This window comes from Quyinboa sediminis (assembly GCF_042219855.1).
GTDB lineage: Bacteria > Bacteroidota > Bacteroidia > Bacteroidales > UBA5342 > JBHJHP01.
In genome coordinates this window covers 115801-141306 of sequence record NZ_JBHJHP010000009.1, presented here as the reverse complement: position 1 = coordinate 141306, position 25506 = coordinate 115801, and the positions used below count along the sequence as shown (strand labels likewise).

Annotated in this window: 19 protein-coding genes; 9 read left to right on the top strand and 10 right to left on the bottom strand. The window is 39.4% G+C overall.

From position 1 onward, the window contains the following. From ACE1EF_RS18440 to ACE1EF_RS18430, 3 genes are all read left to right on the top strand, one after another. Nucleotides 1-786 carry a LytR/AlgR family response regulator transcription factor gene (locus ACE1EF_RS18440; RefSeq protein ID WP_375722176.1) on the top strand — a complete coding sequence of 262 codons (786 nt, stop codon included), beginning with the start codon at nucleotides 1-3 and terminating at the stop codon, nucleotides 784-786. Nucleotides 787-1024: 238 nt separating this feature from the next. Then, on the top strand, nucleotides 1025-2035 hold the full coding sequence (locus ACE1EF_RS18435; RefSeq protein ID WP_375722175.1) for a TolB family protein: 1011 nt from the start codon (nucleotides 1025-1027) through the stop codon (nucleotides 2033-2035). A gap of 13 nt (nucleotides 2036-2048) precedes the next feature. Next, entirely contained in the window at nucleotides 2049-2726 is a 678-nt protein-coding gene (locus tag ACE1EF_RS18430) for a hypothetical protein (RefSeq protein WP_375722174.1), read from the top strand. 179 nt (nucleotides 2727-2905) lie between these two features. Here the strand turns inward: ACE1EF_RS18430 and ACE1EF_RS18425 are convergent, their stop codons facing one another. The 9 genes from ACE1EF_RS18425 to ACE1EF_RS18385 form a co-directional block, all read right to left on the bottom strand. Continuing rightward, entirely contained in the window at nucleotides 2906-4507 is a 1602-nt protein-coding gene (locus ACE1EF_RS18425) for a M61 family metallopeptidase (protein ID WP_375722173.1), read from the bottom strand. Nucleotides 4508-4535: 28 nt separating this feature from the next. Then, nucleotides 4536-5852, bottom strand: a complete 1317-nt coding sequence (locus ACE1EF_RS18420; protein WP_375722172.1) for a TlpA family protein disulfide reductase — start codon at nucleotides 5850-5852, stop codon at nucleotides 4536-4538. Between the two features lie 285 nt (nucleotides 5853-6137). Beyond that, nucleotides 6138-7220, bottom strand: coding sequence for a molybdenum ABC transporter ATP-binding protein (modC, locus tag ACE1EF_RS18415; RefSeq protein WP_375722171.1), 1083 nt, complete (start codon nucleotides 7218-7220; stop codon nucleotides 6138-6140). Next, nucleotides 7214-7882 carry a molybdate ABC transporter permease subunit gene (gene modB, locus ACE1EF_RS18410; protein WP_375722170.1) on the bottom strand — a complete coding sequence of 223 codons (669 nt, stop codon included), beginning with the start codon at nucleotides 7880-7882 and terminating at the stop codon, nucleotides 7214-7216. Before modB ends, modC begins: the two co-directional genes overlap by 7 nt. Nucleotides 7883-7930: 48 nt before the next feature. Next, nucleotides 7931-8713: a molybdate ABC transporter substrate-binding protein gene (modA, locus tag ACE1EF_RS18405; protein WP_375722169.1), complete on the bottom strand. Its 783-nt coding sequence runs from the start codon at nucleotides 8711-8713 to the stop codon at nucleotides 7931-7933. A gap of 22 nt (nucleotides 8714-8735) precedes the next feature. Further along, a complete protein-coding gene (locus tag ACE1EF_RS18400; RefSeq protein ID WP_375722168.1) occupies nucleotides 8736-9914 on the bottom strand; it encodes a porin in 1179 nt (392 codons plus the stop codon). A gap of 104 nt (nucleotides 9915-10018) precedes the next feature. Further along, a complete protein-coding gene (gene tsaA / locus ACE1EF_RS18395; protein ID WP_375722167.1) occupies nucleotides 10019-10504 on the bottom strand; it encodes a tRNA (N6-threonylcarbamoyladenosine(37)-N6)-methyltransferase TrmO in 486 nt (161 codons plus the stop codon). 50 nt (nucleotides 10505-10554) lie between these two features. Next, entirely contained in the window at nucleotides 10555-10887 is a 333-nt protein-coding gene (locus tag ACE1EF_RS18390) for a winged helix-turn-helix domain-containing protein (protein WP_375722166.1), read from the bottom strand. Nucleotides 10888-10925: 38 nt separating this feature from the next. After that, nucleotides 10926-11225, bottom strand: coding sequence for a TOBE domain-containing protein (locus tag ACE1EF_RS18385; protein ID WP_375722165.1), 300 nt, complete (start codon nucleotides 11223-11225; stop codon nucleotides 10926-10928). Nucleotides 11226-11413: 188 nt separating this feature from the next. Here ACE1EF_RS18385 and ACE1EF_RS18380 point away from each other — a divergent pair, with 188 nt between their 5' ends. Beyond that, nucleotides 11414-12955, top strand: a complete 1542-nt coding sequence (locus ACE1EF_RS18380; RefSeq protein ID WP_375722164.1) for a GNAT family N-acetyltransferase — start codon at nucleotides 11414-11416, stop codon at nucleotides 12953-12955. A gap of 24 nt (nucleotides 12956-12979) precedes the next feature. Here the strand turns inward: ACE1EF_RS18380 and ACE1EF_RS18375 are convergent, their stop codons facing one another. Then, nucleotides 12980-16966: a hybrid sensor histidine kinase/response regulator transcription factor gene (locus ACE1EF_RS18375; protein ID WP_375722163.1), complete on the bottom strand. Its 3987-nt coding sequence runs from the start codon at nucleotides 16964-16966 to the stop codon at nucleotides 12980-12982. Nucleotides 16967-17244: 278 nt separating this feature from the next. On the opposite strand from ACE1EF_RS18375, the gene ACE1EF_RS18370 reads away from it, so the two are divergent. From ACE1EF_RS18370 to ACE1EF_RS18350, 5 genes are read left to right on the top strand one after another with little or no spacing between them, the layout of a single operon-like run. After that, nucleotides 17245-20457 carry a SusC/RagA family TonB-linked outer membrane protein gene (locus ACE1EF_RS18370; protein ID WP_375722162.1) on the top strand — a complete coding sequence of 1071 codons (3213 nt, stop codon included), beginning with the start codon at nucleotides 17245-17247 and terminating at the stop codon, nucleotides 20455-20457. Nucleotides 20458-20461: 4 nt separating this feature from the next. After that, on the top strand, nucleotides 20462-22348 hold the full coding sequence (locus tag ACE1EF_RS18365; protein ID WP_375722161.1) for a RagB/SusD family nutrient uptake outer membrane protein: 1887 nt from the start codon (nucleotides 20462-20464) through the stop codon (nucleotides 22346-22348). Nucleotides 22349-22358: 10 nt separating this feature from the next. After that, the gene (locus ACE1EF_RS18360) at nucleotides 22359-23147 is read left to right on the top strand and encodes a DUF3823 domain-containing protein (RefSeq protein WP_375722160.1); all 789 of its coding nucleotides are present in this window, start codon (nucleotides 22359-22361) and stop codon (nucleotides 23145-23147) included. 24 nt (nucleotides 23148-23171) lie between these two features. Then, entirely contained in the window at nucleotides 23172-24764 is a 1593-nt protein-coding gene (locus ACE1EF_RS18355) for a T9SS type A sorting domain-containing protein (protein ID WP_375722159.1), read from the top strand. Nucleotides 24765-24817: 53 nt separating this feature from the next. Next, on the top strand, nucleotides 24818-25480 hold the full coding sequence (locus ACE1EF_RS18350; RefSeq protein WP_375722158.1) for a hypothetical protein: 663 nt from the start codon (nucleotides 24818-24820) through the stop codon (nucleotides 25478-25480). The last annotated feature ends 26 nt before the right edge of the window (nucleotides 25481-25506 follow it).

Here is a 25506-nt window from a genome sequence, read left to right as displayed (position 1 = left end):
ATGAAACCCTCAGTATCCAAAATAAATACAATAATAATTGACGATGATCCATTTGCAATTAAAACCTTAGTCAATATGCTAAGCGATTTTGAAGAGATCAGAATTATTGACACCGCTACAACTTATCCTGCAGCCAAAAAGACGATCCTGGATAATCAGCCCGATTTATTATTTCTGGATATTGAGATGCCCAATAAAACAGGTTTTGAGTTATTAACTGAAATACAAGTTGACATTGAAAAACCTTTGGGTGTTGTATTTTGTACCGGCTATGAAAAATATACCATCCAGGCATTACGGGAGTCTGCCATCGATTATTTGCTGAAACCGGTAAGCAAAGAAGAATTACGTGCTGCTTTAAACCGGTTCAGAATGAAAAACAAAAACGATGAACGTAATGCTGTACGTTATCTTGCTGAAACGATTAACGATGATATTATTACCCTACCCACTTCAACGGGTATTAAATTTCTTAAGCGAAATGAAATTGTTCTGGTAAAATATCAAAGAGAAAAAGGTTGGACTAAAAGTTACTGGTATGTACTGCTTTATAATGAAGAAATACTGAGACTCAGGTCTGGTGTAAATGCCATAACCATTATGCAGTTATTTGGAGAAAAACATTTTCTTCATATTAATCAGTCTGCTATTGTTAATCTGAGCTACCTGAATACCATTGAAATTAAGACACGGCAATGTATTTTACTACCACCATTTGACCGTTATCATTTTTGTGTCTCCCGAAACTGCATGACACATATCAGGGAGCGTTTTGATGCGCTCTGATACAAATATTGCCGTTTATTACTTAAATACTACATTTTATCCCTGTATTTTGCAGGATAATACTTCCCTCTTATATGTGCGATTGTAAATAGTTTGGATAATCAGAATCTTTGCTTCCGGAATTAACGCAAACAATAGTATGGATTTGTTTGAGTGATTAATGGAATTTTAAAAGGTAGTACCTAAGGGTATTGCTATGATTTATGAAGTTAAGACTTAATTATTAAACTAAAAATAAATGAAACAATTGCTCTATTTTATTTTAATGGTCATGTTGTTTGGGAGCTGTAGAACCATACAATATTCTGTTCAGTCTGTTCCTGAGGAAGGAAGCACGCAGTTTGTTAAATATACCGAAGATGATGATCATGTTGTTGGTCCTCATATTATGAAGTATGGTTATTTATTCTGGTATGCACCGTCATGCATCGCAGTCTCTAATGATGGTTCAAAACTGGCGTATATAGCTAAAAACAATGATTTCATGAACTTGTATATCCGGAGTGTGGAAGGTGGAAGGTCTGTTGTACAGCGAACATTTAACAAGAATATCTATGATATGTCCTTTTCACCCAATGACAGTAATATTGTATTTACCGGAACAAATGAAAAAAACCTTTATCTGCCCAGTACCAATTCAACAGTTGTGTCGACAATCATGAATATTCACAGGATTAATACGGTTGGAGGTTCCGCAGTTCAGCAGCTGGTTTCTACTTCGCAACAGGAATTAGGAGGCGTATACTCACCGGATGGTAAGAAAGTGTTTTTTTCACGTGAACAGGGATCACAATACTATATATGGTCGATTGATCTTAAATCATCTTTGATGACGCAATATTGTGAAGGATTCACTCCACAGGTAACCAGTGATGGAAAGAATCTCGTGATCACCAGAAACAGTAAAGATGGTAAATACCGGGGGGAAATATGGATGGTTAACATAGAAAACGGAACGGAAACCTTAATATTGAGTGACCCTGAAATGGGATTTTCTACTCCCCAGCTTTCGGCAGACGGTAGCACAATTGTGTGTGTTGGATCCACTTCAAAGCAATCAAATAAACCGATGAATCTTGATATTTATGTTGCCAGTATCGATGGTACCAATCTCAGACAACTGACTTTTCACCCGGGGCATGATGTTTCTCCTCAATGGTCTCCTGACGGGAAAAGTATCTTTTTTATTTCTCAAAGGGGAGGAAAAAACGGTCAGTTTAATGTATGGAAAATGAATTTTAACAAATAAATGAGAAACAGCGATGAAACTTAAAATAATTACACTGATAAGCATTGTTTTTGCGTCTTTTGAACTTTCATACGGACAGTATACAAGTAGTGGTTCATCTGTCAGATCATCCGGTGGTTCATTTGTCACCATGGATATAGGCTTTTCATCACCCACCGGTGCTGCAGCAAATTTTGATATGGATGATTCTTGGGAAAATGCGTTGGGTGCAGCCGGAGGGTTTTATTACGGGATGTCTCATAATACCACACTTTTTTCGTTATCATCAGCCAGCGTTGGTTTATATGGTCAGTTTGGTTTCCAGGCTTATGGCATGAAAAAGGATTATGTAGATTATGGATACGAACTTGGAGGATTGTTGGATAATATGAGAATTGAATATGAGATAGGACCCTCCATGACTTTTCCCATAACTGATAAAATCAATATTGATGCCTATCTTAAAGGTGGTTTTGCATGGGTAATGGCACCTTATTTATCACATTACGATTATTCCTCCAGTGTTGACCTTGGCGAGGCTTTTGGATTTGTCTATGGTCTTGGAGCTAAGGTAAGATTGTCTTCATTCGTTCTGGGTTTGGATATTAACCCCGGGAAAATGGAATTCAATGGTGATTATATAAACGATCTGTCGGTTTCGAATGTCAGGTTTACGGTAGGTATCGATTTACTTTCTTTTAAAAAGCGATAAGCAGAAAAACACATCAGAATCATTAATTAAGTATTGAACCAGGTAAGTCTGCTGAGACTTAACTGGTTCTTTGTTTTCTGTAAGTATCGTTTAGAGTATAATTCGAAGATAAAAGGCAGGATAGAAGCAAAATACTATAAAGAAATAATAACCGGATGCAAGGAATATTCGTTCGTATATTAAAAACCTGTGATCCAGGAATTGAAAATCTCATTTTGTAGTTTGTCGGGTTGATCCATCCGTTTAATTCTGTAATGCACATTGTTTTGATCCTTCTCCTTTTTAAGCTCCAGACCGGCATAGCTCAGGTAAGTGGCATAATCCGGTTCTTTAGTCGTGCAGATATATTCAAAAAAGGTACGTAAGGATTGTCCGGCAATTTCTTCGCATACCTGCTGAAATTCTGCCTCAGTAAAACCGCGCTGCTTGTCCTGGTAAAATTCACGGTACAGATAACGCATCACATCATCAAGTGATTTTTTATTCTGTGTGGCCTGGCGAATGGTAAAGTCGAGCAGAAGTCCCATTACCGGACCTTTCTGATAATAACTTATTGACTTGTCTTCTGTCCCTTCAGGTGTACCAAATGGTCCGTCTTCCCATGTGTAATAACTGGCCTGTGTCAACGACTGGAAATGTCTTCCCGGATCATTTTCGGTGGCATTAATGTCATTCTCAAGATTGGAAAACAGTGTGCCGGTATCAATCAGACCTGCCCGTTTAAGAATCAGGTATTCATAGTAAACAGTCAGACCTTCGGATATCCACAGTTGATTTGTCCTGTTTTCCCTACCATAATCGAAGGGGCCCAGTTCATAAGGTCTGATGCGTTTTACATTGTAGTTATGAAAATATTCGTGTACTAAAAAATTCAATGTTTTATTAAAGGCTTTTTCAGTAACCAGCTCATCCCCGTTAAAACTTACAATAGTATTGTTGAGATGTTCTATTCCTCCTCTTCCAGGTCCAATTCCAATAAAGGTGTAGCTTTCATAGGGTATATCTCCCATAAGTGTAGTGGCATATGTGATCGCTTGTTGTAACTTTTGCATTAAAAGTTGTGCATTAAATGTTCCTGGTTTATAGGCTGTGAACCGGTGTTCAATACCATTAACTTTGAATGATGGAAACGAATCAAGATTCCCGGCCAGTATCGGACAATCATACAATATATCAAAATCAGGAGCTGTAAATGTGATTGGATCTTCTGCAATCTTTTTTAATCCTGTTGCAATGTCCCTGTAAGCTGATATAAATGTTACAGTAACCGGTGAGCTCAGATAGCTTTCAGCATAAAGAAAGGTATTTGAAGGAACAATGTAAGCGTGTTCTTCATCAACATAACTGTTAGCCACGAATCTGCGATTGGTTTCAATGTTGTAATCCACCCTGAAACGTTTGTTTTTAACACCGGTTAAAGTCCATGAACTCTCTCCGCTACCAATTATTTTTAGTTCCTGCCCATTCGCTGTTTTTGCGGTCATATCTGTAACAAACTTTGCATAATCCATCACCTGGTAGTATCCGGGCATCCAGACCGGTAGTTTCAGCTCCAGGGTGTCATTTTGCCATCCCGAAGTTTCAAGTGTTACATGATATAGGTGTGATCCGGGATTATCGATCGATATCTTATAGTTAAAAACCGGTCGTTGTTCTGCAAGTACAGCATTTGATGAGAGAATCAGAAATAAGGTCAGCATGCTGAAGAAATACCTTACAGTTTTAATCGCTGTTCTTTTGTGTTTTGATCCGGAAAACATGTGCAGGTCTGAATATTTCATGTAGTTTATCAATGTTTTAGTATGAGTATCACAAATGAAGTGAAAGCTGCTTAACTTTGTCTCTCAACTGCTGACTTCTTAAATCCCTGGCAATAATCTTTCCCTCCGGATCAATTAAAAAAGTACTTGGATAACCACTGATTCCGTAGAGCTTTTCAATGTTGTTTTCCGGATGTGATATGATAAGAGGCCAGTTGATATGATATTTTTCGCGTACTTTCATAATATCATCTTCCGGACTGCTGCACACAATGCCAACATATTCAATTTTGTTTGTGTCGATGCTGTCATGCAGTGCTTTTAAATGTGGCAGATCACGGATGCATGGTCCACAGTATACCGACCAGAAATCGAGGTATACATATTTACCTTTCAGGCTTTCAAGCGACAATGAATCTTTGGACAAAAGATTTCTGCCACGAAATGGGAAGGCGTTAAAACCGATTTGTGTGGAATACAATTCATCAGGTGGTGTAGCAATCTTTTTTAGCTTTAAGACATTCCTGTTTCGGTCTATCCCATGAAACTCGTATATCTTATCGTTAATATTTACATATTCATTTTGGTAAACCAGTTTATCAAAGTCCGCTTTTTTGCCTGCTTTCAGGCTATCATCCAATAGAACCATTACAGATTCCTTAAAAGAAGGATCATTGAGATTCTCTGTGCTGACTGCAATTTCCTTGTCCTGAAACTGCGCTGTTGCATACAATGGAAAACAAGACATCAGCATATTCATATTCTGAAAATCGACGACAGAAAGCGGAGCTTTTGATGTGACGATTTTATTATTCTGCAGCTGCTCAAAACTGACCATTACCACTTGTTTCATAATTAGACTATCCTCAATAGTTCTGATTTGCGGGTCCAGCCTTGTTGGTCTGAACGCCATATCATCACTGAAGTCCAGGTTATTGTTGGCGTCAATTATAATCATGGTTTCACCTGTTGAATCTTTTCCTGTTGCAAAGGCTATCTGACATTTCAGTGGTGCTTTGGAAAGATTTAAAGTATCAGGATCCCAGTTCCATGAATCCTGAAGATGCTGGTAAAAATCCGGCGTAATATTACCGGCAATATAGTTTTGATAAACCATCTGGTAAATGTTGGTCTGGATAGAACCTTTACGTGCATCAGTCCAGGTCTCAGGTATTCCTTTAACCTGAAGCCGGCAGTTTTTCCAGTTTCCGTTGTCATTCACAGGATCGGGTGAAATACCGCCAAGACCTATATGGAATGGTCCGGCTCCGTTGTGCTCTGTAACAGGGAGCTCAATAATCTCTTTCGGCGCACAACTGAGTAAAAGCAATGATAATGTGATTAACAGGCTTAATTTTTGAAACATAGCAAATTTTTTGAATGAAAGCATAAAAATAACTAAAATGAAAACGTAATGAACCCGTGAATAGAAAAAAGAAAATAATTCAGCAAAAATTTGGATGAGAACATAGAAGGGACTTAATGATGAGGAGCCTTACAAGAGTTTTGCCGGTATTGTGTTCCTACGGAATTGTCCCGGAGAGACAGAATATTGGGAGCAAGTTGATTTGAGTTTGATACATTGTTCAGTAGGGACAAAATAGTTAATGCAATGGACAAATAATTCCTAATTCCTAATTTGTAAATTTAATTACATCGCTACATCTATCGCCACCGATTTAAACAGACACCACACCTGGCTGCCGACTTCAATTTGCATTCGTTTTAAAGATTCTGCCGTTATTTCAACTACCAGCGGGAAACCTGCATCAACTATGCAGAGTGTGGAGCTGTTTCTTTCGATGATATTTGTAATGGTGCCCCTGATCTGGTTCTGAATGGTCACATCTTTCAGAAAATTCTTTGATAGTGCAATATCTTCGGAATTGATAAAGATTTTCAATTCCTGCTTTGGTGCATAATGTCCGTTACTGCGTTCGCATAAGATGCGGATATTTGCCTTACGGTTTGGCGTGGAAAGTATTGTCAGACCTTCATCGCGTTTCACCTGATCCACATTCATGGTGATGGCATTCATGACCGAACCTGAATTAAAAATATGGTGTGTTTCCTTTTGTGCCAGTAGTTTATGGTAATCATCATGCCCAATGCATCTGCCATCGCGGATCAGGCACAGATCGTTGGTCAGTTTCAGCAGGTCGGGCAGATCGTGGCTTACAATCAGAACCGGAATTCTGATCTTTTGTTGAATCCGCAACAGAAAGGGAAGGATCTGGTTACGCAATCTGGCATCTACTGCTGAAAATGGTTCGTCAAGTAATAAGATGTCAGGTGAGGAGAGGAGTGATCGGCCAAGTGCGGTACGCTGACGTTCTCCTCCGGATATGTCGGAAGGTTTGCTTTTTAATAAATGTTTCAGATTCAGCATATCAACGACATCGTCAAATCCGGGTGATGTTTTGGTGTGGCGTTTCAATCCGTACAGAAGATTCCTTTCTACCGTCATGTGGGGGAAAAGGCGGCCTTCCTGGAACACATATCCGATGTTACGTTTTTCTACCGGAACATTAATTTTTTTCGAACTGCTGAACACCGTATTTCCCCGAATGGAGATTTCTCCTTCTTCGGGAACGGCGAGGCCGGAAATGCATTGCAGCAAGGAAGTTTTTCCTGATCCGCTTGGACCGTAAATACCTGAAATGCCTTCACCAAATACGGCATTGATGACCACATCGAATTTGTTCCGTTTGAGTTTTATGTTGACGTCTACCATATGCGTTTCATTCTTTTAACGTACCATTCTGATAATCCCATGGCAATAAATGAGATGATAACACTTACCATAACCAGTCTTAACGTGGCGCTTTCCTGACCCGGAACCTGCATGTAGGCATAAATGGCCAGTGGTAACGTTTGGGTTTCACCTGCAATATTTCCTGCGAAGGTGATGGTGGCACCGAATTCACCGAGTGAACGGGCAAAGGCCAGTATGGTTCCCGATACAATACCCGGCATAGCCAGGGGGACGGTTACCTTAAAAAATGTTTTCAGTTTTCCGGCTCCCAGAATTCTTGATGCGTCTTCCAGCCCCGGATCAACCATTTCAATGGCAGTCCTGACTGAACGAACGATGAGTGGAAATGATACAAAAACCGAGGCAATGACGGCAGCCGTGAAAGTGAAAGATATCCTGATGCCAAATGCAGTAAAAAGCCATTTTCCTAAAAATCCTTTTATCCCAAACAGAAGCAGCAGAAGATATCCTGTAGTGACAGGCGGCATGACCAGCGGTAAATGGATAAGGCTTTCAATAGCTGGTTTGCCATAGAAATTGCGCCTGGCCATCACGAAACCCATTGCCAGTGCCAGCGGAATGGAAATAAGAGAGCAATATACGGCAACCTTTACCGAGAGCCATATTGCCTGAATCTCCATACTATTAAATTGTAAAAAACCACTCATCGTAAATCAGAATTGAACTGTTTATTTTTTAAAACCGTATTTTGCCCATATTGCAGCTGTTTCTTTTGATGTGAGGTAGCTGTAAAAGGCTTTGGATGCATCACTTTCATTGCAGATTCCTGCCACATAAACAATGGGTTTGTGCGACTCTTCAGGGAATGACCCGATAATTTTCACCTTGTCCGATTTTAAAGCATCTGTTTTGTACACAATGCCCAATGGTGCTTCGCCAAGTTCAACTACCATCAGCGCAGAACGAACATCTTTTGCTGGCAGTACTTTCTCGTTGATTTGTGTGTCCCAACCATAATATCCGAGGGCCTGCCTGCCGTATTTTCCGGCGGGTACGTGTCCCGGATCGCCCATGGCCAAACGGCCTGAACCGATTAATTTATTCAGATCGAGTGTTTTGTCGATAGTCACATCAGTCAGAATGCTTTCTTTGGGAGCGATAAAAACCAGCTCATTGAATGCAATATTTGTTTTATAGGGTGCTACAATAAAGCCGAGGCTATCGACATAATCAACCCAGCGTTTACTGGCTGAGATGTAGATATCCGGCGTGCCACCCTGTTCAATCTGTCTGGCCAGCGTACCGCTGGAAGCCATGTTGGTTTGTACCGTATATCCTGTACTGACCCCGAACGAATCAATAAGTTCCGAGAGTACATCAGTGAGACTTGCTGCGGCAAACACCAATATACGTTTTTCCGTTTCTTCAGCACTTTTCTTTGGTTTACAGGCTGTGATTCCTGTACCAAGAACCAGTAATGTAAACAATATGATTTTTATATGTGTATTCATGATATTTGAGTCTTGAAGGTTATTAAAGTTTTACCTGGAATGCGAATCCGATATAATCGCCTGTGTTGGATGCCACTGATCCGCTCTGTATAAGGTAATGCAGCGCCAGTTTCAGTTTATCTCTGTTAAGGTACCAGTTAACACCAATATCAAGGGTTTCATCGTTCCCGATGTATTTAAACAGGCGTTTGTTGCCTTCACCCTCATATTTATCGTAGGTAACCGTAGGCTCAATAAATGTTTGTTTGTATTCAAAGGTATAGCCTGCGCGGATGTGCCATTCTGTGCCGGAGTAATCATCAAGACCTTCAGATGTCCGCTTCAGTTTAAAATATTCACCGTCTATACGTAATCCGGCAAAATTGATAAGCAGGTCTGCACCGTAGGCCAGAGACTGATCAAAATAAGTGGTGTCGTTGAGGCGTCCGTTGGTTTGGCTCGAAGCACCGAAACCCAGACTTATGCCTTTTCGTTTTTGCCAGTGGTTTCCGGGAAGCCTGTATTTATAAGATGTTTGTTCCGGTTCACCCAGCAAAAATATTATGTGGGCAGTGTTTAAGCGACTGGCATATCTGCTGCTGGCATAAGCCGCCGGTTCAAAACTTCCGATGCGGTAACTAATCCCAATTTTTTCAAAGTTCTTTAGTCCTCCAAGCCCTATTCCACTCTCAATACCGTTGCCTTTGCCGGTCATAAAATTACGCATGAACCAGTTGGCACGGGTTCTGTCAAATGATCCCTGAGCCCAGGCCGCCGTGTTGTATTCGCGGCTAATGGCAGCCCAGTAATATCCGGCATGTACATAAATTAGGTCGGACTGTTGAAGCAATTTGGCGGAAATACAGGCATCCCAGATATCAACTCCGGCATAAGAACCTTTGGTGGATGAGTAGCTGTCTTCGCCAAGCCTGTCAAAGTGCAGTTGAAAATGGTAGTTCAGCCACGGGTAAGGATTGCCGGTGGCACCGAACCTCAGTCTGCGAACCTGGTTATCTAACCTGTTGGCATTTGAGTTTTCGTTCATACTGTAGGTTATCCAGTTTTCAAAGACAACGATAGGTTTGAACAACTTTTCTTTACTGTTTAGTGTAAACGGATTATTTTTTTGGGATTCGGTATTCTGAGCTACAGTTCTGTAGTGGCATAACATCAGAATAATCATAGTACAGGTTAAGCAGACATTGTTTTTTGCTACTACCATTTTGTAGGGTTTTATTTGTTCGTTTACATGATTTTTGATGTATTACTTCTAAATTATTGCATCCTTTAATAGACGTTATAGTTCTGATTTCTTTACTGGATTTATTATCTGAACCGCTCATCAGCTCTTAATTTTTCCAGCGGCATATCTTTGTTTTTCTCCAGCCAGCCAATGGTTACGTTTTCACGGTTGTCATACCTGGGATAAAACGGTTTTATGTCGATGAGAGGTGTGCCGTCCAGCATATCCACCTGTTCGATGTAAATCAGATTGCCTTGTATTCCTGTTAATTTTACGGTTGACATGCCGATGGCATTTGGCCGTTTGGGAGCCTTGGTCGAAAATATGCCGCGTTCCTGTGTATCCATAAAAGGGATCACTTTTAGCTGATAATCTTTAATCTTATGAAAATGATAGAGAAGTGTGATATGTGAAAATCCATCCAGATCACGCAGGCCCTCTACGTATTCCGGTTCAAGTTCAATGTAACCCGTAATTCCTTCCGCTGCGATGGGCTGGATTGGCATATCCGAAATATCGGTATACGGTGTATGAATAATTCCGATGGGTTTAATCATAATCTGTTCCATATGTTTTGTTTTACCGTTATCCCAAAAAAGATAACGCTGTTAAAAAATTTTTAAAGATTAATTTCTGTATTCAGCTTATTGACAAAAATCCGAACATGGTTTTCTATCAGTTCGTATTCTTTCAAAATAAACTGTCCATAATCAGTGATGGTAGCACCACCTCCGCCTTTGCCACCCCTGCTTTTATACACCAGAGGTTTACTTAGACCTTTATTCAGTTCTTCAAGCATAAGCCATGTTTTGTTGTAGGATATGTTTAAAGCCTTCGAAGCCGTAAGCAAACTTCCTGTCTGTGATAAAATTTTCAGCAGTTGTGCCCGGTCAGACGTCAATAGCAGGTTGTCATCTCTCTTAACATTCACCAATAATTCTATCTCAGTCATTTGCTTTTGTTTTGACCCTGGATGCTAAATCGCTTTTATTAATCAGGAACACCAATGATTACTTCTGTTGATTTTACAATGGCAAACGCCGGCTCACCAACTTTTAGCTGCAAATCATCAATGGCATCCTTCGAGATAATGGAGACAATCTCGTTTCCATTCCCGAGGTCAATTACGACCTTGGAAGTGATCAAACCCTCGTCGATGGATTTTATGATGCCTGCCAGATTATTTCTTGCACTTAACTTCATATAATGTTTCATTTGGAGGTCAGATAAACCGACCCGTTTGTGTAATCCGTCCATAAAAAATGTGCCATAGGTGTTAAAGTTTTGCATTACAATGTATTGTGGGTTATCAGTGACTTTAAAATCTTACAATTATGTAGGAAAACAGAAGCAGTCTACAATTTTGTGCTGTTGATAGTTTTGTAATTCGGGTTGCAGATTGTATAAATAATTGTAAATTCAGCAAACTACTTAGATGTTGTCCTGTTAAATTATCAGGGTATTTAAAATTGAAATTCATGGAGCCTATAGAAAATATTGAGATTGTTTTTTTGACTATTGATGACTATGATGACCTTAAAAAAGCAATGGTGGAGGCTTATTCCAGTATGCCGGGAGGAAACTGGGAAGAAGAGCATATAAAGACTTTAATAAAAAAATTCCCGGAGGGACAGGTTGCAATTAAGGTGAATGATGAACTGGCGGGTTGTGCTCTTTCCATTATTGTAGATTCCCAAAGACTGGAGAATAAACATACCTATAACCAGATAATAGGAAATTATTCCTTTAATACCCACAGAAATAAAGGGGATGTGTTGTATGGAATAGAAATATTCATCCGGCCAAAATTCAGGGGCTTACGTCTGGGAAGACGCCTGTATGATTACCGCAAGGAGTTGTGTGAACGTCTGAATCTGAAAAGCATTGTGTTTGGAGGGCGGATCCCCAATTATTATAAGTATGCAGAAGAGATTACACCCAAAGCGTATATTGAAAAGGTTCATATGAAGGAAATTCATGATCCGGTGCTGGACTTTCAGTTATCCAATGATTTTCACCCCAAAAAGATATTAAAAGGGTATCTCGAAGGCGATGATGAATCCAATGAGTATGCAGTTCTGCTGGAATGGAATAATATATATTATGAGGAAACAACTGACAAGGCGGTCAATATTAAATCTGTAGTCCGGCTTGGCTTGGTGCAGTGGCAGATGCGTCTGTACAAGGATCTTGACGAAGTAATGCAACAGGCAGAATATTTTGTGGATGCTGTTTCAGGGTACCGGTCAGATTTTGCATTGTTTCCGGAGTTTTTTAATGCCCCGTTGATGTCGGAGTATAATCATCTCTCAGAAGCCGAAGCCATACGAAAACTTGCCGATTATACTTCGGATGTGGTCAAGCGGTTTTCTGATCTTGCCATATCCTACAATATCAACATCATTACCGGTAGTATGCCCGAAGTGGTTAGCGGTCAACTTTTCAATGTAGGTTATGTGTGTAAGCGTGACGGTGGTATTGAACGGTTTGAAAAACTGCATGTTACTCCGGACGAAGCAAAAGTATGGGGCCTTCAGGGCGGACAGAAACTAAGAACCTTTGATACGGATTGTGGTAAAATTGGGGTGTTGATTTGTTATGACATTGAATTCCCTGAGTTGAGCCGGCTTCTTGCCAATGAAGGTATGGATATCCTTTTTGTTCCCTTTTTAACCGATACACAAAACGGTTATTCCCGAGTAAGAAACTGCGCACAGTCCAGGGCTATTGAAAATGAGTGTTATGTGGCTATAGCAGGAAGTGTGGGAAACCTGCCTAAAGTCCATAATATGGATATACAGTATGCGCAGTCTATCGTATTTACACCCTGCGATTTTGCCTTCCCGACAAACGGAATAAAAGCTGAAGCAACCCCGAATACTGAAATGATTCTGATTGCAGATGTGGATTTAAGTATGTTGCGTGAGCTGAATCAGTTTGGAAGCGTGCGTAACCTCAGGGACCGTAGATCTGATCTGTATTCCATTATTAACCACAAACGAACGGATACGGATTTATAAAAACGGAATTTGTGAAGTCGTATTTTAAAACTTCTTTTTAAAATCTCTTGGCAGAACACCAAACTGCTTTTTAAATTCCCTGGAGAAATATGAAGGTGTTGAATAGCCGACCATTTGGGCTATATCCACCCATTTATACTGATCCTCCTGAAGATATTCTGCAGCCTTCTTTAATCGTTCCACTTTTATATAATCGAGTGGGGATAAGTCGGAGATTCCTTTGATTTTAGCGAAAAATGCGGATCGGCTCATATTCAGATATTCTGCAAGTTGATCCACCCCAAAGTTAAAGTCAAGGAGATGTGCTTCGATTGTTTTTTTAACCTTTTCAATAAACTCTGTGTCTTTATCAGAACCTGCAATAGATTCTGATTTAACAAGCGGTATTTTCAGATAGCTGTCGCGTAACTTCCGCCTGTTTTCAAAAATATTGATAATTCGTACGCGCAGAAGATCTACGGAAAACGGTTTGTCAATATAGGCATCCGCTCCAGTGCCATAGCCTTCGATCTTTGCTTCTTCTGTTGTTTTAGCCGTAAGCATAATAACCGGAATATGGCTGTAGCTAAGCGTTGTTTTGATTTTATCGGTAAGTTCAAAACCATTCATATTCGGCATCATTATATCCGTAATTACAAGATCTATGGCCGTTTTATTCATAACTTCAAGCGCCTCCAGACCATCTGCAGCCAGGTGAATTTTATAATCTCCTGATAAGGTGCTGCCCAGAAACTCACGTAGTTCTTCCTGATCTTCAACAATCAGCAGGTTGTAATTTGAGAAACCTGAACTTTGAGCGTTGTAACTGTGAATCTCAGGATGTTCTGCTATTGACTTGACCTCTTTTTCGTATGAAGAATCGGCCATCTGTTTTATATCAGCGGTTTTTTTAACAGGAAGGGAAATCATAAAACATGCGCCTTTACAGCCGTTCTCAACCAATTCGATTAATCCTCCATGGTGTTTTATAAGCGATTGTGCATACGGTAATCCTAACCCTACTCCATCTTTGTTTTTTAAGGAGGAATTACGGTCGTGTACAAATGGTTCAAAAATGGACTGTCTTATATTTTCAGGAACTCCATCACCATTATCCTGAATTTTGATTTGTATTGTATCACCATTAGTGACCAGACTTACAACTACAGTAATTTTAGAATCCGCATATTTTAGTGCATTAGAAAGCAGGTTCATCAGGACCTTTTCAATAGCACTTCGGTTAATCTCGGCGTAAAGTTCATTGAAATCAGTGCGAACATGTATTGAAATATGTTTTGATTTTGCACTACCCTGAAAGCTTAGTATGACCTGATGAATAAGATCAATGATATCATGTGAACTAAATTCAAATTCCTCAAAACCCCTTTCAACTCTTCTGAAATCCAGTAATTCAGTTACCAGTTTATACAGATTACCTGCATTTTTATCGATTATCTTCAAATTCTGTTGTATTTCAGAATTAAGATTCCTGTTTTTCAGAATTTCGTCAACCGGCGCTTTAATAAGGGTAAGCGGGGTCCTGATTTCATGTGCAATGTTAGTGAAGAAATTAATCTGATTATTGTACATCTGTTTTTCTTTCTCCAGGTTGTCTTTGGCCATTTGCATTCGGTGCTTTCTTCTTTCGAATAACATTATGGCATAAATAAAAAGAATGAAAACGATGAAGTAGATTATATAAGCCCAGGGTGTCAGCCAGAATGGTGGCTGGATTGTTATTTTGATCCGGGCACCGTCATTATTCCAAACCCAGTCATTATTGGATCCTATAACTTTAAACGTATATTCACCAGGTGGTAAATTCGTGTAGGAAGCTCTTCTTCTTCTGCCTGCATTAATCCATTCATCATCAAATCCTTCCATGATATACTGATAAAGGTTATTTTCCGGATTTTTATAACTCAGAGCTACATAATCAAGGCTGATGACGTTCTGATTGTATTTTAATTCAATAGCATTGCAGTTAATGATGGAGCTTTTAAGTATACCATCGTTACCCTTCAACTCCAGATCTTTATTAAACAATTGAAAATTTACAATGCGCATAGGAGGTTCAAAGTCATTTGTTGTAATATCGGTGGGATAAAATGCATTAAAACCATTTACACCACCAAAATATAATTTACCATCCCGTGTAACATATCCGGAGTTGAAATTAAACTGATTGCTTTGCAGTCCGTCCGCTGTTGTAAACATTGATACTTTCTTTTCATCCGGTAAAAACCTGAATAATCCGTTACTTGTGGAAAGCCAGATCTGGTTTTTATGGTCAGCAATAATCGAATAGATAAGTCTGTTACTAAAGCCATCAATATTAGAATATCGTATGAACCGGTCATTTTGATGGTCGTATTTACAAAACCCGTTTTCTTCACTACCGGCCCATAGTTGTCCCTGTGCATCCAGGCAAATGGTTAAGATGTTATTATCCGGAAGGGAGAACTCATTTTTTTTATCGTACAGATAATTTACGACATCTCCTGACTCATGGTTCAGTTTAAATAACCCGTTACCACTCGTACAATACCAGAGGTTGCCGTTCGGGTCTTCTGCAATATCCCAGATAAATAGTTTTGCTGTCGAATTATAGTGTATGAATTCTTTCGTTATCCGGTTCTGCCTGTAAAGCCCTGCATTGGTCCCCAGCCAGATGTTATCGTGTGAATCTTTAATGATGGATTTAATATGTAACGTTGAAACACCTGAGAATTCTATGTGATATGTTTTGTATCTTTTTGTTTTTGTATCAAATAAGAAAAGTCCGTCTCCGTATGTTCCAATCCATAACATGAGATTATCCATGCACAATGCCTGAATATTATAATCACTCATATAATGGTCAAAGGTTTGAGAGGAAACATCCAATAGGTTTAAGCCACCGTCTTCAGTAGCAACCCATATATTCCCGTCTGCATCTTCACAAAACCGGCTTACTGCTTTTCCATGTAAGCCATATGTAGTAGGCTGATAAAGCTCAATGGTATTTGAAATATCTGCCAGATAGTTCACGCCTCCGAAATAACTTCCCAACCACAGGCCGTTCTCAGTATCTTTATAAAAGCAGTAAATAGAATTATCACTAAGTGCGCCATTTATTACCTGGGAAGCCTGTATAAGTGTATGCGTCTCTGCTTCAGTATCAAAAAGGAGCAGTTCCGAATCTGATCCGATTAAAAGTTTACCGGAACCTAATTCAAAAATATCATGGATGTGTGAAAGAAAATAGTCTGATCCGGAACTAAAATAGCGTTTTATACTATGTGTTGATTCATCATAACGGATTAATCCAAAATTATCGGTGCCAAACCATAAATATCCATCTGAGTCTTCAATGATTTTGGTAATATAATTTCCCTGCAACCGGTCCTGTTCAGATATAACCTTAACCGATTCAATACTTTGTGATTTTGAATTGTATTTTAGCAATCCGTTACTTGATATCCATAAATTACCTTTTGAATCCTTAAACGTGCAACTCACTGAATGATTCAGCAAGCTTGCTGTTTTAGGAGCGAATTGTATTAATTCACCGGTTTGGTGGTTATATTTAAACAGCCCCTGCTCTAATGTAGATATCCATATAATATCATCTTTGGTTTTAAAAAAATCATTAATTCTGGAATCAACAGTTATGTTGTTTTCTGTTTTGGTTTCAAATCGTGCAAATCTTTCTTTATCCGGATTATAAGTGTATATCCCATTTGCTGTCCCAATAAATAAGGTGCTGTCAGACGTTTGAACAAGATCTATGATTTTGCTGCTGCCAAGAGTGTTATCTCCACTTTTGCTTCTGTATATCTTAAAATTATAACCATCAAACCTGTTCAGTCCGTCGTTGGTTCCGAACCACATAAAACCGTCTTTATCCTGCAAAATACAGAATACGGTGTTTTGAGAAAGGCCATCTTCTACTTTATAGTTTTTAAAATAAAAATGATTGGCTTCAATGTGAAGACCAAATGAAAATAATACAGTGAGATAAACTAATATTTTGACTATGCCCCTATGCATCGAATTATACAATAACCCTGAATAATAAACTATCCTTAAAACCAATCCTTCCTGTTGATCAATATAATGCCACAAGATAATATAATAATACTATCTGCTGAACAGAATATAAGGATCAAAGCTTACAATTTTGTCCTGTTTAGGTGTAAATATTGTCCTGATATGCTATTTATGGACAAAATTCACTTTTAAATGGATTTTAATTCAGGTGGAGGAAAAGCATATGTGGTAGTTTTATCACATTAACTAATCAATCTGCTATGAATGGCCCAAATTTTTTGAAATCACTTCTTCTGTTTTTATGCGTATTTCTTTCCGGTTCAGCATTTTCACAACTTAAAACGGTGAGTGGAATTGTAACGGATCAGAATAAGGAACCTCTGACCGGAGTAACCGTTATGGTTAAGGAAAGCAGCGTAGGGACCATAACTGATATAAACGGTCAGTTTAGTGTCAGAATTCCTCAAAGCGGCGGAACGCTAATATTTTCATTTGTAGGATTTGAACGAAAGGAAATTAAAGTTACAGATAATGTAAATCTGTCTGTGGTTTTAAAAGAGAGTGATGTTTCGTTAAATGAGTTTGTTGTTGTTGGATACGGTATACAGAAAAAGGTATCTGTTGTTGGAGCCGTTGGAACCGTGGATAACCTGGATCTGGTCAGAACCAATTCGTCAACCACGGCAACTGCGCTTGTAGGAAAAGTAGCTGGCATTACCAATCGTCAGACCAGTGGAGTACCGGGTGCTTCTACATCTTTGCAGATCAGGAATCTGGGAACACCCTTGTATGTTATCGACGGGGTAATGAAGGATGAAGGAACCTTTAATAATATTGATATAAACGATATTGAAAGCATATCTATTCTGAAAGACGGATCTGCAGCTATTTATGGTGTTAAAGCATCTAACGGTGTTGTTCTGGTGACCACAAAGCGGGGAAAACTGAATCAGAAGAATACGGTAAATATTAATTCCTACTATGGGATGCAAAACCTGACATACTTCCCACGGGGAACAGATGCTTATACCTTAATGAGAGGAAAGGCCGAACAACAGTTAAATGACCTGGGCTATACTTCCATTACTGCAGATGATCTGGAAAAATATAAAACAGGGTATTATAACCCGGAAACCGGTGAAGATTACCGCAGTTTTGACTGGTATGATTTTTCGGTCAAAAAGAATGTACCACAGAAATACCTTAATGTCAGTACATCCGGTGGAAGTGAAAAGATTAATTATTATTTCTCATTCAGCACACTGGATCAGGATGCCGTTTTTGAGGACTTTAATTTCAGCCGGAAGAATATGCAGATCAACTCCGACGCTAAAATCACGGAATCACTTAAAGTATCTGTATCCGTAAACGGTAGAGTTGAGCGAAGAAATGCACCGGCAATTGTCGCTGATAATGATTATAAAAACCTGAGATGGGGATTGTTGTTTATGAGTCCGACAGAACGTCCCTATGTAAATGATAATCCTGACTATCCTGCTTTTATAAAACACGCACCGGATTATAACACTGCCATCGCTCGAAGAGATATTGCGGGGTATTCGAATGATCTTTGGCGTGTGATGCAGTCAAACTGGGATATTGAATATAAAACACCTTTAAAAGGGCTGACAGCCAAATTAACCTACTCTTATTATCTGGCGGATAATAAAATGGACAATTTCAGAAAATACATCACCTTATATGATCCGACGGTTACAGACAGTTATGTTCCTGTGGAAAGTTATAATTCCAATGTTTACTTCAGAAAAAGAAACCGCTACATCGAAGAAAATATGTACAGGGCAAACATAAATTATCATAATATTTTCGGAAAACATGAGCTGGGGCTGGTCTTTGCCGGAGAGGCCTCGGAACGGAAGGACAGAACCTGGCAAAATGACAAGACGAATATCAGACATAATTACGACGATTTTTTCAGCGATAACGATAAAGAGGGTCTGTCATACATAAGAGATGACTACTGGGAAGGTGCCACGGCAGGTTTTATTGGTAAAATAAACTATTCCTACGCTGAGAAATATCTGCTGGAAGTAGCCGGCAGGTATGACGGATCAAGCAAATGGGCGCCTGAAAAACGCTGGGGGTTCTTCCCTTCCATATCCGGCGGATGGAGAATATCGGAAGAGAATTTTATTGCCGGCACAGGGTTTGGCCGGGTAATAAGCAACCTGAAGTTAAGAGCATCTTATGGTGAAATGGGCGATGAAAATATGCCAACGGGAAGCAACGGTTACAATTACTTCGATTACCTGGCAGGTTTCACCTATTCAACATCCGTAAACAGCGGGGCATATATGGCTTCCACTCCCTTCGAAAATTCAATCACCGGAACTTCTGTTCCGGGCGTTGTGTATGACAACATACCCAAAACCAATGTAACATGGATCAGAACATCCATGAGTAATATTGGCCTTGATCTTGGGTTCTTCAAAAACAGATTATCGGTTGAACTGGATGGATTTGTCAGGGAAAGAAGAGGCCTTTTGGGATTCAGAGATGACCTTGCCCTCTTATTTCCTGAAGAAGTGGGGTATGATCTTCCGGTGGAGAACCTAACCTCGGACAGGCATTTCGGGATAGACGGATTTACAAAATGGGAGGACAGGATTAAGAAACTGCATTACTGGGTTGGCATTAATTTTACCTTCTCCAGAAAGATGGATTACGAGCTCTACGGAGCTGCTTTTGAAAACTCCTGGGATGAATACAGAACTTCAACAAATAAAAGGTGGGCCGGACAAAACTGGGCTTATCATGTCATCGGACGCTTTCAGTCACAGGAAGAAATAGATAATTATCCGGTTTATGTTGAAGGACCCGGACTGACAGCCAATAAATACCTCTTACCTGGTGATTTTATGTATGAGGATATCAATAATGACGGTATCATCAACGGATATGATGCACGGCCGGTTGGATATGCTGTAGGAAATAACGGACAACAGCTGTTACCCATCCTGGCAGGTGGTTTTAATTTCGGACTGAACTGGAAAGGATTTGATTTTGCCGGTGATTTTGCCGGAGGGTCACTGTTTTCATATTTTCAGGATTATGAAGTAAAATGGCCATTCCAGGCAAAGGACGGAAACACACCTTCATACTTAATTACAGATGCATGGCACAGAGAAGATCCTCTGGATCCGACATCTGACTGGATACCCGGAAGATATCCTGCGGTGAGAGGTTTCGGTTACCATAGCATCCATTCGAATACCTATGTGCAATCCGATTTCTGGTTACACCGGATCTCTTATGTCCGGCTAAAAAATGTTGAATTAGGTTATAGCTTACCACAGAGCATTACCAACAAAATCAATATTAAGAAATGCAGGATTTATGTGAACGCAACCAACATACTCACTTTTGATAATATGCATCATCTTGGACTGGATCCGGAAATGGATGAACGCAATGGAATGGGATATCCAATTCATAAAGTATTATCGTTCGGAACAAACATAACTTTTTAATACTATGAAAACCAGGCAAATACTATTAATAAGCTCAATACTTACCTTCTCTTTGTTATTCGGTTCATGTACAGATTGGCTTGAGAGGGAATCAAAAACAAAGCTTAAAGAAGATATGGTGTTCACTTCAGAAGCACTGATCAACAGTTTTCTGGCGAATATTTACTCAAGACTACCGGATATTGGTAGTTTGGATGGGGATATAAACACCATTTCCACAATTACAGATGAATCCATGAATGGCGGTAAATCTGCCGGAACCAATGACTGGGAAAACTACAGTTACTCTTATCTGACGTATTATGATTACGGTCTATTGAAAGATGTCAACTATTTTATTCAGAATCTGCCGGACGATGCAACAAATCTATCTGGTGACAAGGTGGACTATTACCTGGCAGAAGGACGTTTCTTAAGAGCCTATGTTTACTTTGAACTGGTAAAACGCATGGGTGGTGTTCCCTTAATCACTGAATATATCAGGTATGAAAACGGGGCAGATATGACTGAATTCAGAAGGCCCAGAAATACTGAGGATGAGATTTACACCTTTATCATTGATGAACTGACGGAAATAGAGCCGGTTTTTAAACTGGGAAACAACAGGTTTAAGAACAGGGCCTCAGAAGGTGCCTGCCTGGCAGTAAAAGCAAGAGCTGCTCTGTATGCTGCAACACTGGCCAAATACAACAGTACGATGTCAACTCCCGTTCGTCTCGATGGTGGGGAAGTTGGGATACCGGCAGCACGTGCAGACCATTATTTTCAGTTAAGTCTGGATGCATGCCAACAAATTATGGATTTACCGGAAGGTTACGATTTGTATAAGAATGGTTCTGATCCGGGGGGAAACTTCGCTGAACTTTTTATTGCTAAAGATGACCAGAATCCTGAAGCAATATTCGTTGAGGACTTCGATATTTCAGGAAAAACACATGGATTTACATACAACAATATAGCACGATCTCTAAGGTATCTTTCAGGTGGGGGTTCATACATTAATCCCTCATTGAATTTGGTGGAGGCTTTTGAGACCCTTGATGGTAACACGGAAAAACTGAAGGACAGGGAGATTCCGGGTGATGAAAGCAGCAGTTATGTGTATTATGCAAACGTAGGTGACATTTTTAATGACAGAGATCCGCGTTTGTCCGGAACACTCATGTTACCAGGTTCATCATTCAACGGGAACAATCTGGATATACAGGCCGGATTGGCGGTATGGAACGGTGCTGATTATGATTTTGTTGAACGTCCGTCATTTGCCAGTGAAAGCAATTCAACCTATACTGATCCATCAACAAATGAAACATATATCAGAACTGGCGAAGACGGTCCTCACAACGAAACCGAGGTCAGCCGGACAGGTTTTTATATCAGAAAATTTATCGAAGCAGGAGAAGAAGCCGGCTTAGGCCGTAGCAGTGTTGCATTTGTAAGGTACCGCTTTGGCGAAGTGCTGTTAAATGCAGCAGAAGCTGCCTTTGAACTGGGTGAAACAGATGATGCGTTAATTTACATCAACAGGCTGAGGGAAAGAGCCGGAATAGCTTTGCTTGATGAAATATCACTGGACAGGATCCGGCACGAGAGAAGAGTGGAACTTGCTTTTGAAGGGCACCGGCTGTTTGACCTGATCAGATGGCGAAAAGCACATGAACTGTTCAACGGACAAATGGATAATCCGGATGCCGTTATAAGCGGATTATGGCCTTACAAGGTGATCAGACCTGGCCATGAAACGCATGAAACATACATATTTGTCAGAAAAGATATTGCGCCTGAATTTTTACGGGCAAGATATTTCAGAGTGGGTAATTATTACAATGCTTTCCCGGTAAGTGCACTTAATGCGAATCCATTACTGATTAAAAATCCATTTCAGAACTAAAACTGCAGCCATGAAAATAAAATTAAATTACATATTGGTTTTTATCGTAAGTATTCTGTTTTACAACTGTGAAGTCGATAATTATGCGCCTCCCAAAGCAATATTACAGGGTAAACTTATGGTTGGGGATAAACCTTTGCAAACCCAGGAAGGGTATATGTTTGAATTGTGGCAACCACAATATACCAATCCGAATAAGATTAATGTTCATATCAATCAGGATGGCGAGTTTAATGCCTTGCTTTTTGATGGTTACTATGAAATCATACCAGGTGGTGAGAGTTTGAATGCACCATGGATCTGGTCCGGCTGGGAAAATACTACTGCTGAAGGTATTCCTGATACCATTGCGTTTAACCTGAGTGGAGAAAAAGCACTTGAGGTTCAGGTTATTCCATATTATGAATTTAAAACCATCAGCTTCAGTTTTGAGGATAATTACCTGATAGCTGCAGTTGAAATAGAAAAACTGGTGAACGATACCGATATCCCTGACGGAGAAAATGCAACAAAGGTACTAGGGGTAGCTTTGAACATAGGCTTAAATGTTACCTACGATCCAAGTTCTCCCATTGCAAGTAAAAGGGGAAGTGTAAACAGGCCGGTAGATATAAGTTCACCCCTTGAATTAAAAATAGATATGGCTAAATACTACAGTTCAACCTATACCGCTTCAAATTATCGAAAATATTTATTTGCCAGGTTATCAATAAAAACCAATAAAAGTAATGATGTATTACTTTTTTCAAATGTGATTAAAGTTGATATCCCGGATGAAGTTTACAATTTATATCATTAATGTTTAATCTTAAATAGATTTATTATGAAAAAGAATGTTTTACTTTTTGCATTTATTTTTGTTGCAGGATTCATCAAAGCGCAGGTTACGCTTCCTCCAACACACGACTTATCAGGCATACTGACTGATGCAGGTTTCACCTGGGATATATCCTATCTGAATGGTGACGGAACTGCAGAGGCAGGAGAAAACGGAATAAAAGGTACAGTTAGCGATTTCAACGCAGACGGAATCGATGACTTTATTCTTACCGGATTACATGGACAAAATACTGAAACCGGAAAACTCGGTTATTTCAGAGTTTATGAAGGTAGCAGTACAGGAGCACCCACTCTGGCTTACAGTAATGATGAATTCCCTATTGCCGGTAACGGTGCTGTTGATTGTTATTTACAGAGTGATGGTTCATACCTTGTTGCAGTTCAGGGCGGTGCATTGGGAAACTGGACAAATCCATTTAAGGCAATGGTGTTTAAACTTTCTAAAAATGCGTTAGGTTACTCAATGGAAGTTTTACAGGAACTTGATTTTGGGGCAGGCAGAGGATCAATACTGTTTTTGGATATTGATGGAGACGGATATGTGGATATCTTTCAGAATGGTTGGGATGGTGTTGATACATGGGTGGCACAGGCCAATGTATATCTGAACGATACCGAAAACTATTTTATCCTACAGGATGAATCCGGAATAACTCCGGCCGCCAATTTGTTTACTGTAAAAGGTGATGTTGACAACGATGGCGATCTGGATCTTGCCATGGCAATACAGGGTGCTTCAGGAGGTGCTTATGTCTATATTAATGACGGATCCGGTGTTTTCCAGGAAAAACTTATCATGGCTTTTGATGAGGCTACATTGGGTGGAGCTGTTGAAGGTAGTGATGATGCATCACAGGTGATGATGGTTGATTTTAATAACGATAAACAAAAGGATATTATCGTTACAGTGACAGGTATGTTTGGTGAACCCTGGAATTTCTTTTTTAAGATTTTTAAAAACAACGGTGACGGTACCTTTACAGAATTGGAGCATAAAAATAAAGCCGGTGAAGCTACAACCCTGTATGGTGGGCAGCGTTCCGATTATGCTGTTGCTGATTTCGACGGAGACGGAAATGAAGATATTTTGTTTGGTGGTGAAAATTCACTCGATGGATGGAAATGTAAAACCTATATGTATTTAGGAAATGGTGAAGGGGGATATGATCAGTATGATGTTACTGATGTTGTTGTGCCAATGAGCCGAAGAGGTAATTTTGGCCGGTATCTTACAGGTGACTTTAATGGCGACAAAAAAACGGATGTTGTTGCGGCTGGTGCGGATTATTATGGTAATAATTCTTCAGCAAAAGTATTTTACGGAAACGGTATGGTCATCAGTCCGGTTCAAAAAACTGAGGTTTATACACCAACTGTTTTCACCAGTGGAAATACAGTTATCGTTGAAAACGAACGCGGTGCTTCTGTTGAAATCATTTCACTCTCAGGTAAAACAATCCGGAAGTCTCTTATAACATCAGAATTTGAACGTATCACTTTAAATGAAAAGGGAATTTATCTTGTAAAAACGATAAAAGAAAATAAAACCGGGATTGTTAAGGTGACCATTTTTTAGTTAGGTAAGAGAGGAGCCTGTCTCCTCTCTTTTCCTTCTTGCCGTGGAAAAAAATGAAAATTACGATACATATCATTACAGCACTTATGCTTATCGCATCAGTAGCATATTGTCATGCTCAGGAAAAGGGTTTTGAAGGTATGTACTTTAATGATTTTGTTACAGGAAATATCTTTTTCAGTGATGGCTCTACAGTAGATATTCCTCTGAATTACAATAGTCTGGATGAACAGGTCGTGTTTTTAAAAGATAACGAAATACTTGCGATTGCGAATTACAAAAACATAGATTCAATAGTGGTGAATAAAACCGTTTTTGTTCATGGCTTTGGAGAGGCTTTTTTTGAAAAAGTAAAGGTTGCAGATCAACATTATTACATCAGGTATAAATCGGTAATGATTTCAAAAGGTAAAGGAAGTGCATATGGTAGCTATTCAGAAACTACATCCATAACAAATTTTGAATCAGGAACCGGATCAAACGGGAGGTATAATTCATTACAAATAAATGAAGCCATCAGAACAAACACGTCAGAAATTATATATCTGAAACCGAACAAAGATTATATTGCAATAACAAATTTGAAAAAATTGATAAAAATATTTAAGCCACATAAAGCGGTAATTTTAGAATTCAGTCGAAAAAACCATATAGATTTCGATGAAACTGATGATATAAAAAAGATTGTTGTTTTTTGTTTAACCGGTTTAGAATAATAGTTTTAAAATCTGTAAATTATTGA

Excerpts from the sequence above, each read along its gene's own strand:
- ACE1EF_RS18440 (WP_375722176.1), top strand. The coding sequence starts at position 1 with ATGAAACCCTCAGTATCCAAAATAAATACAATAATAATTGACGATGAT.
- ACE1EF_RS18435 (WP_375722175.1), top strand. The coding sequence starts at position 1,025 with ATGAAACAATTGCTCTATTTTATTTTAATGGTCATGTTGTTTGGGAGC.
- ACE1EF_RS18430 (WP_375722174.1), top strand. The coding sequence starts at position 2,049 with ATGAAACTTAAAATAATTACACTGATAAGCATTGTTTTTGCGTCTTTT.
- ACE1EF_RS18425 (WP_375722173.1), bottom strand. The coding sequence starts at position 4,507 with ATGAAATATTCAGACCTGCACATGTTTTCCGGATCAAAACACAAAAGA.
- ACE1EF_RS18420 (WP_375722172.1), bottom strand. The coding sequence starts at position 5,852 with ATGTTTCAAAAATTAAGCCTGTTAATCACATTATCATTGCTTTTACTC.
- modC (WP_375722171.1), bottom strand. The coding sequence starts at position 7,220 with ATGGTAGACGTCAACATAAAACTCAAACGGAACAAATTCGATGTGGTC.
- modB (WP_375722170.1), bottom strand. The coding sequence starts at position 7,882 with ATGGAGATTCAGGCAATATGGCTCTCGGTAAAGGTTGCCGTATATTGC.
- modA (WP_375722169.1), bottom strand. The coding sequence starts at position 8,713 with ATGAATACACATATAAAAATCATATTGTTTACATTACTGGTTCTTGGT.
- ACE1EF_RS18400 (WP_375722168.1), bottom strand. The coding sequence starts at position 9,914 with ATGGTAGTAGCAAAAAACAATGTCTGCTTAACCTGTACTATGATTATT.
- tsaA (WP_375722167.1), bottom strand. The coding sequence starts at position 10,504 with ATGGAACAGATTATGATTAAACCCATCGGAATTATTCATACACCGTAT.
- ACE1EF_RS18390 (WP_375722166.1), bottom strand. The coding sequence starts at position 10,887 with ATGACTGAGATAGAATTATTGGTGAATGTTAAGAGAGATGACAACCTG.
- ACE1EF_RS18385 (WP_375722165.1), bottom strand. The coding sequence starts at position 11,225 with ATGCAAAACTTTAACACCTATGGCACATTTTTTATGGACGGATTACAC.
- ACE1EF_RS18380 (WP_375722164.1), top strand. The coding sequence starts at position 11,414 with ATGGAGCCTATAGAAAATATTGAGATTGTTTTTTTGACTATTGATGAC.
- ACE1EF_RS18375 (WP_375722163.1), bottom strand. The coding sequence starts at position 16,966 with ATGCATAGGGGCATAGTCAAAATATTAGTTTATCTCACTGTATTATTT.
- ACE1EF_RS18365 (WP_375722161.1), top strand. The coding sequence starts at position 20,462 with ATGAAAACCAGGCAAATACTATTAATAAGCTCAATACTTACCTTCTCT.
- ACE1EF_RS18360 (WP_375722160.1), top strand. The coding sequence starts at position 22,359 with ATGAAAATAAAATTAAATTACATATTGGTTTTTATCGTAAGTATTCTG.
- ACE1EF_RS18355 (WP_375722159.1), top strand. The coding sequence starts at position 23,172 with ATGAAAAAGAATGTTTTACTTTTTGCATTTATTTTTGTTGCAGGATTC.
- ACE1EF_RS18350 (WP_375722158.1), top strand. The coding sequence starts at position 24,818 with ATGAAAATTACGATACATATCATTACAGCACTTATGCTTATCGCATCA.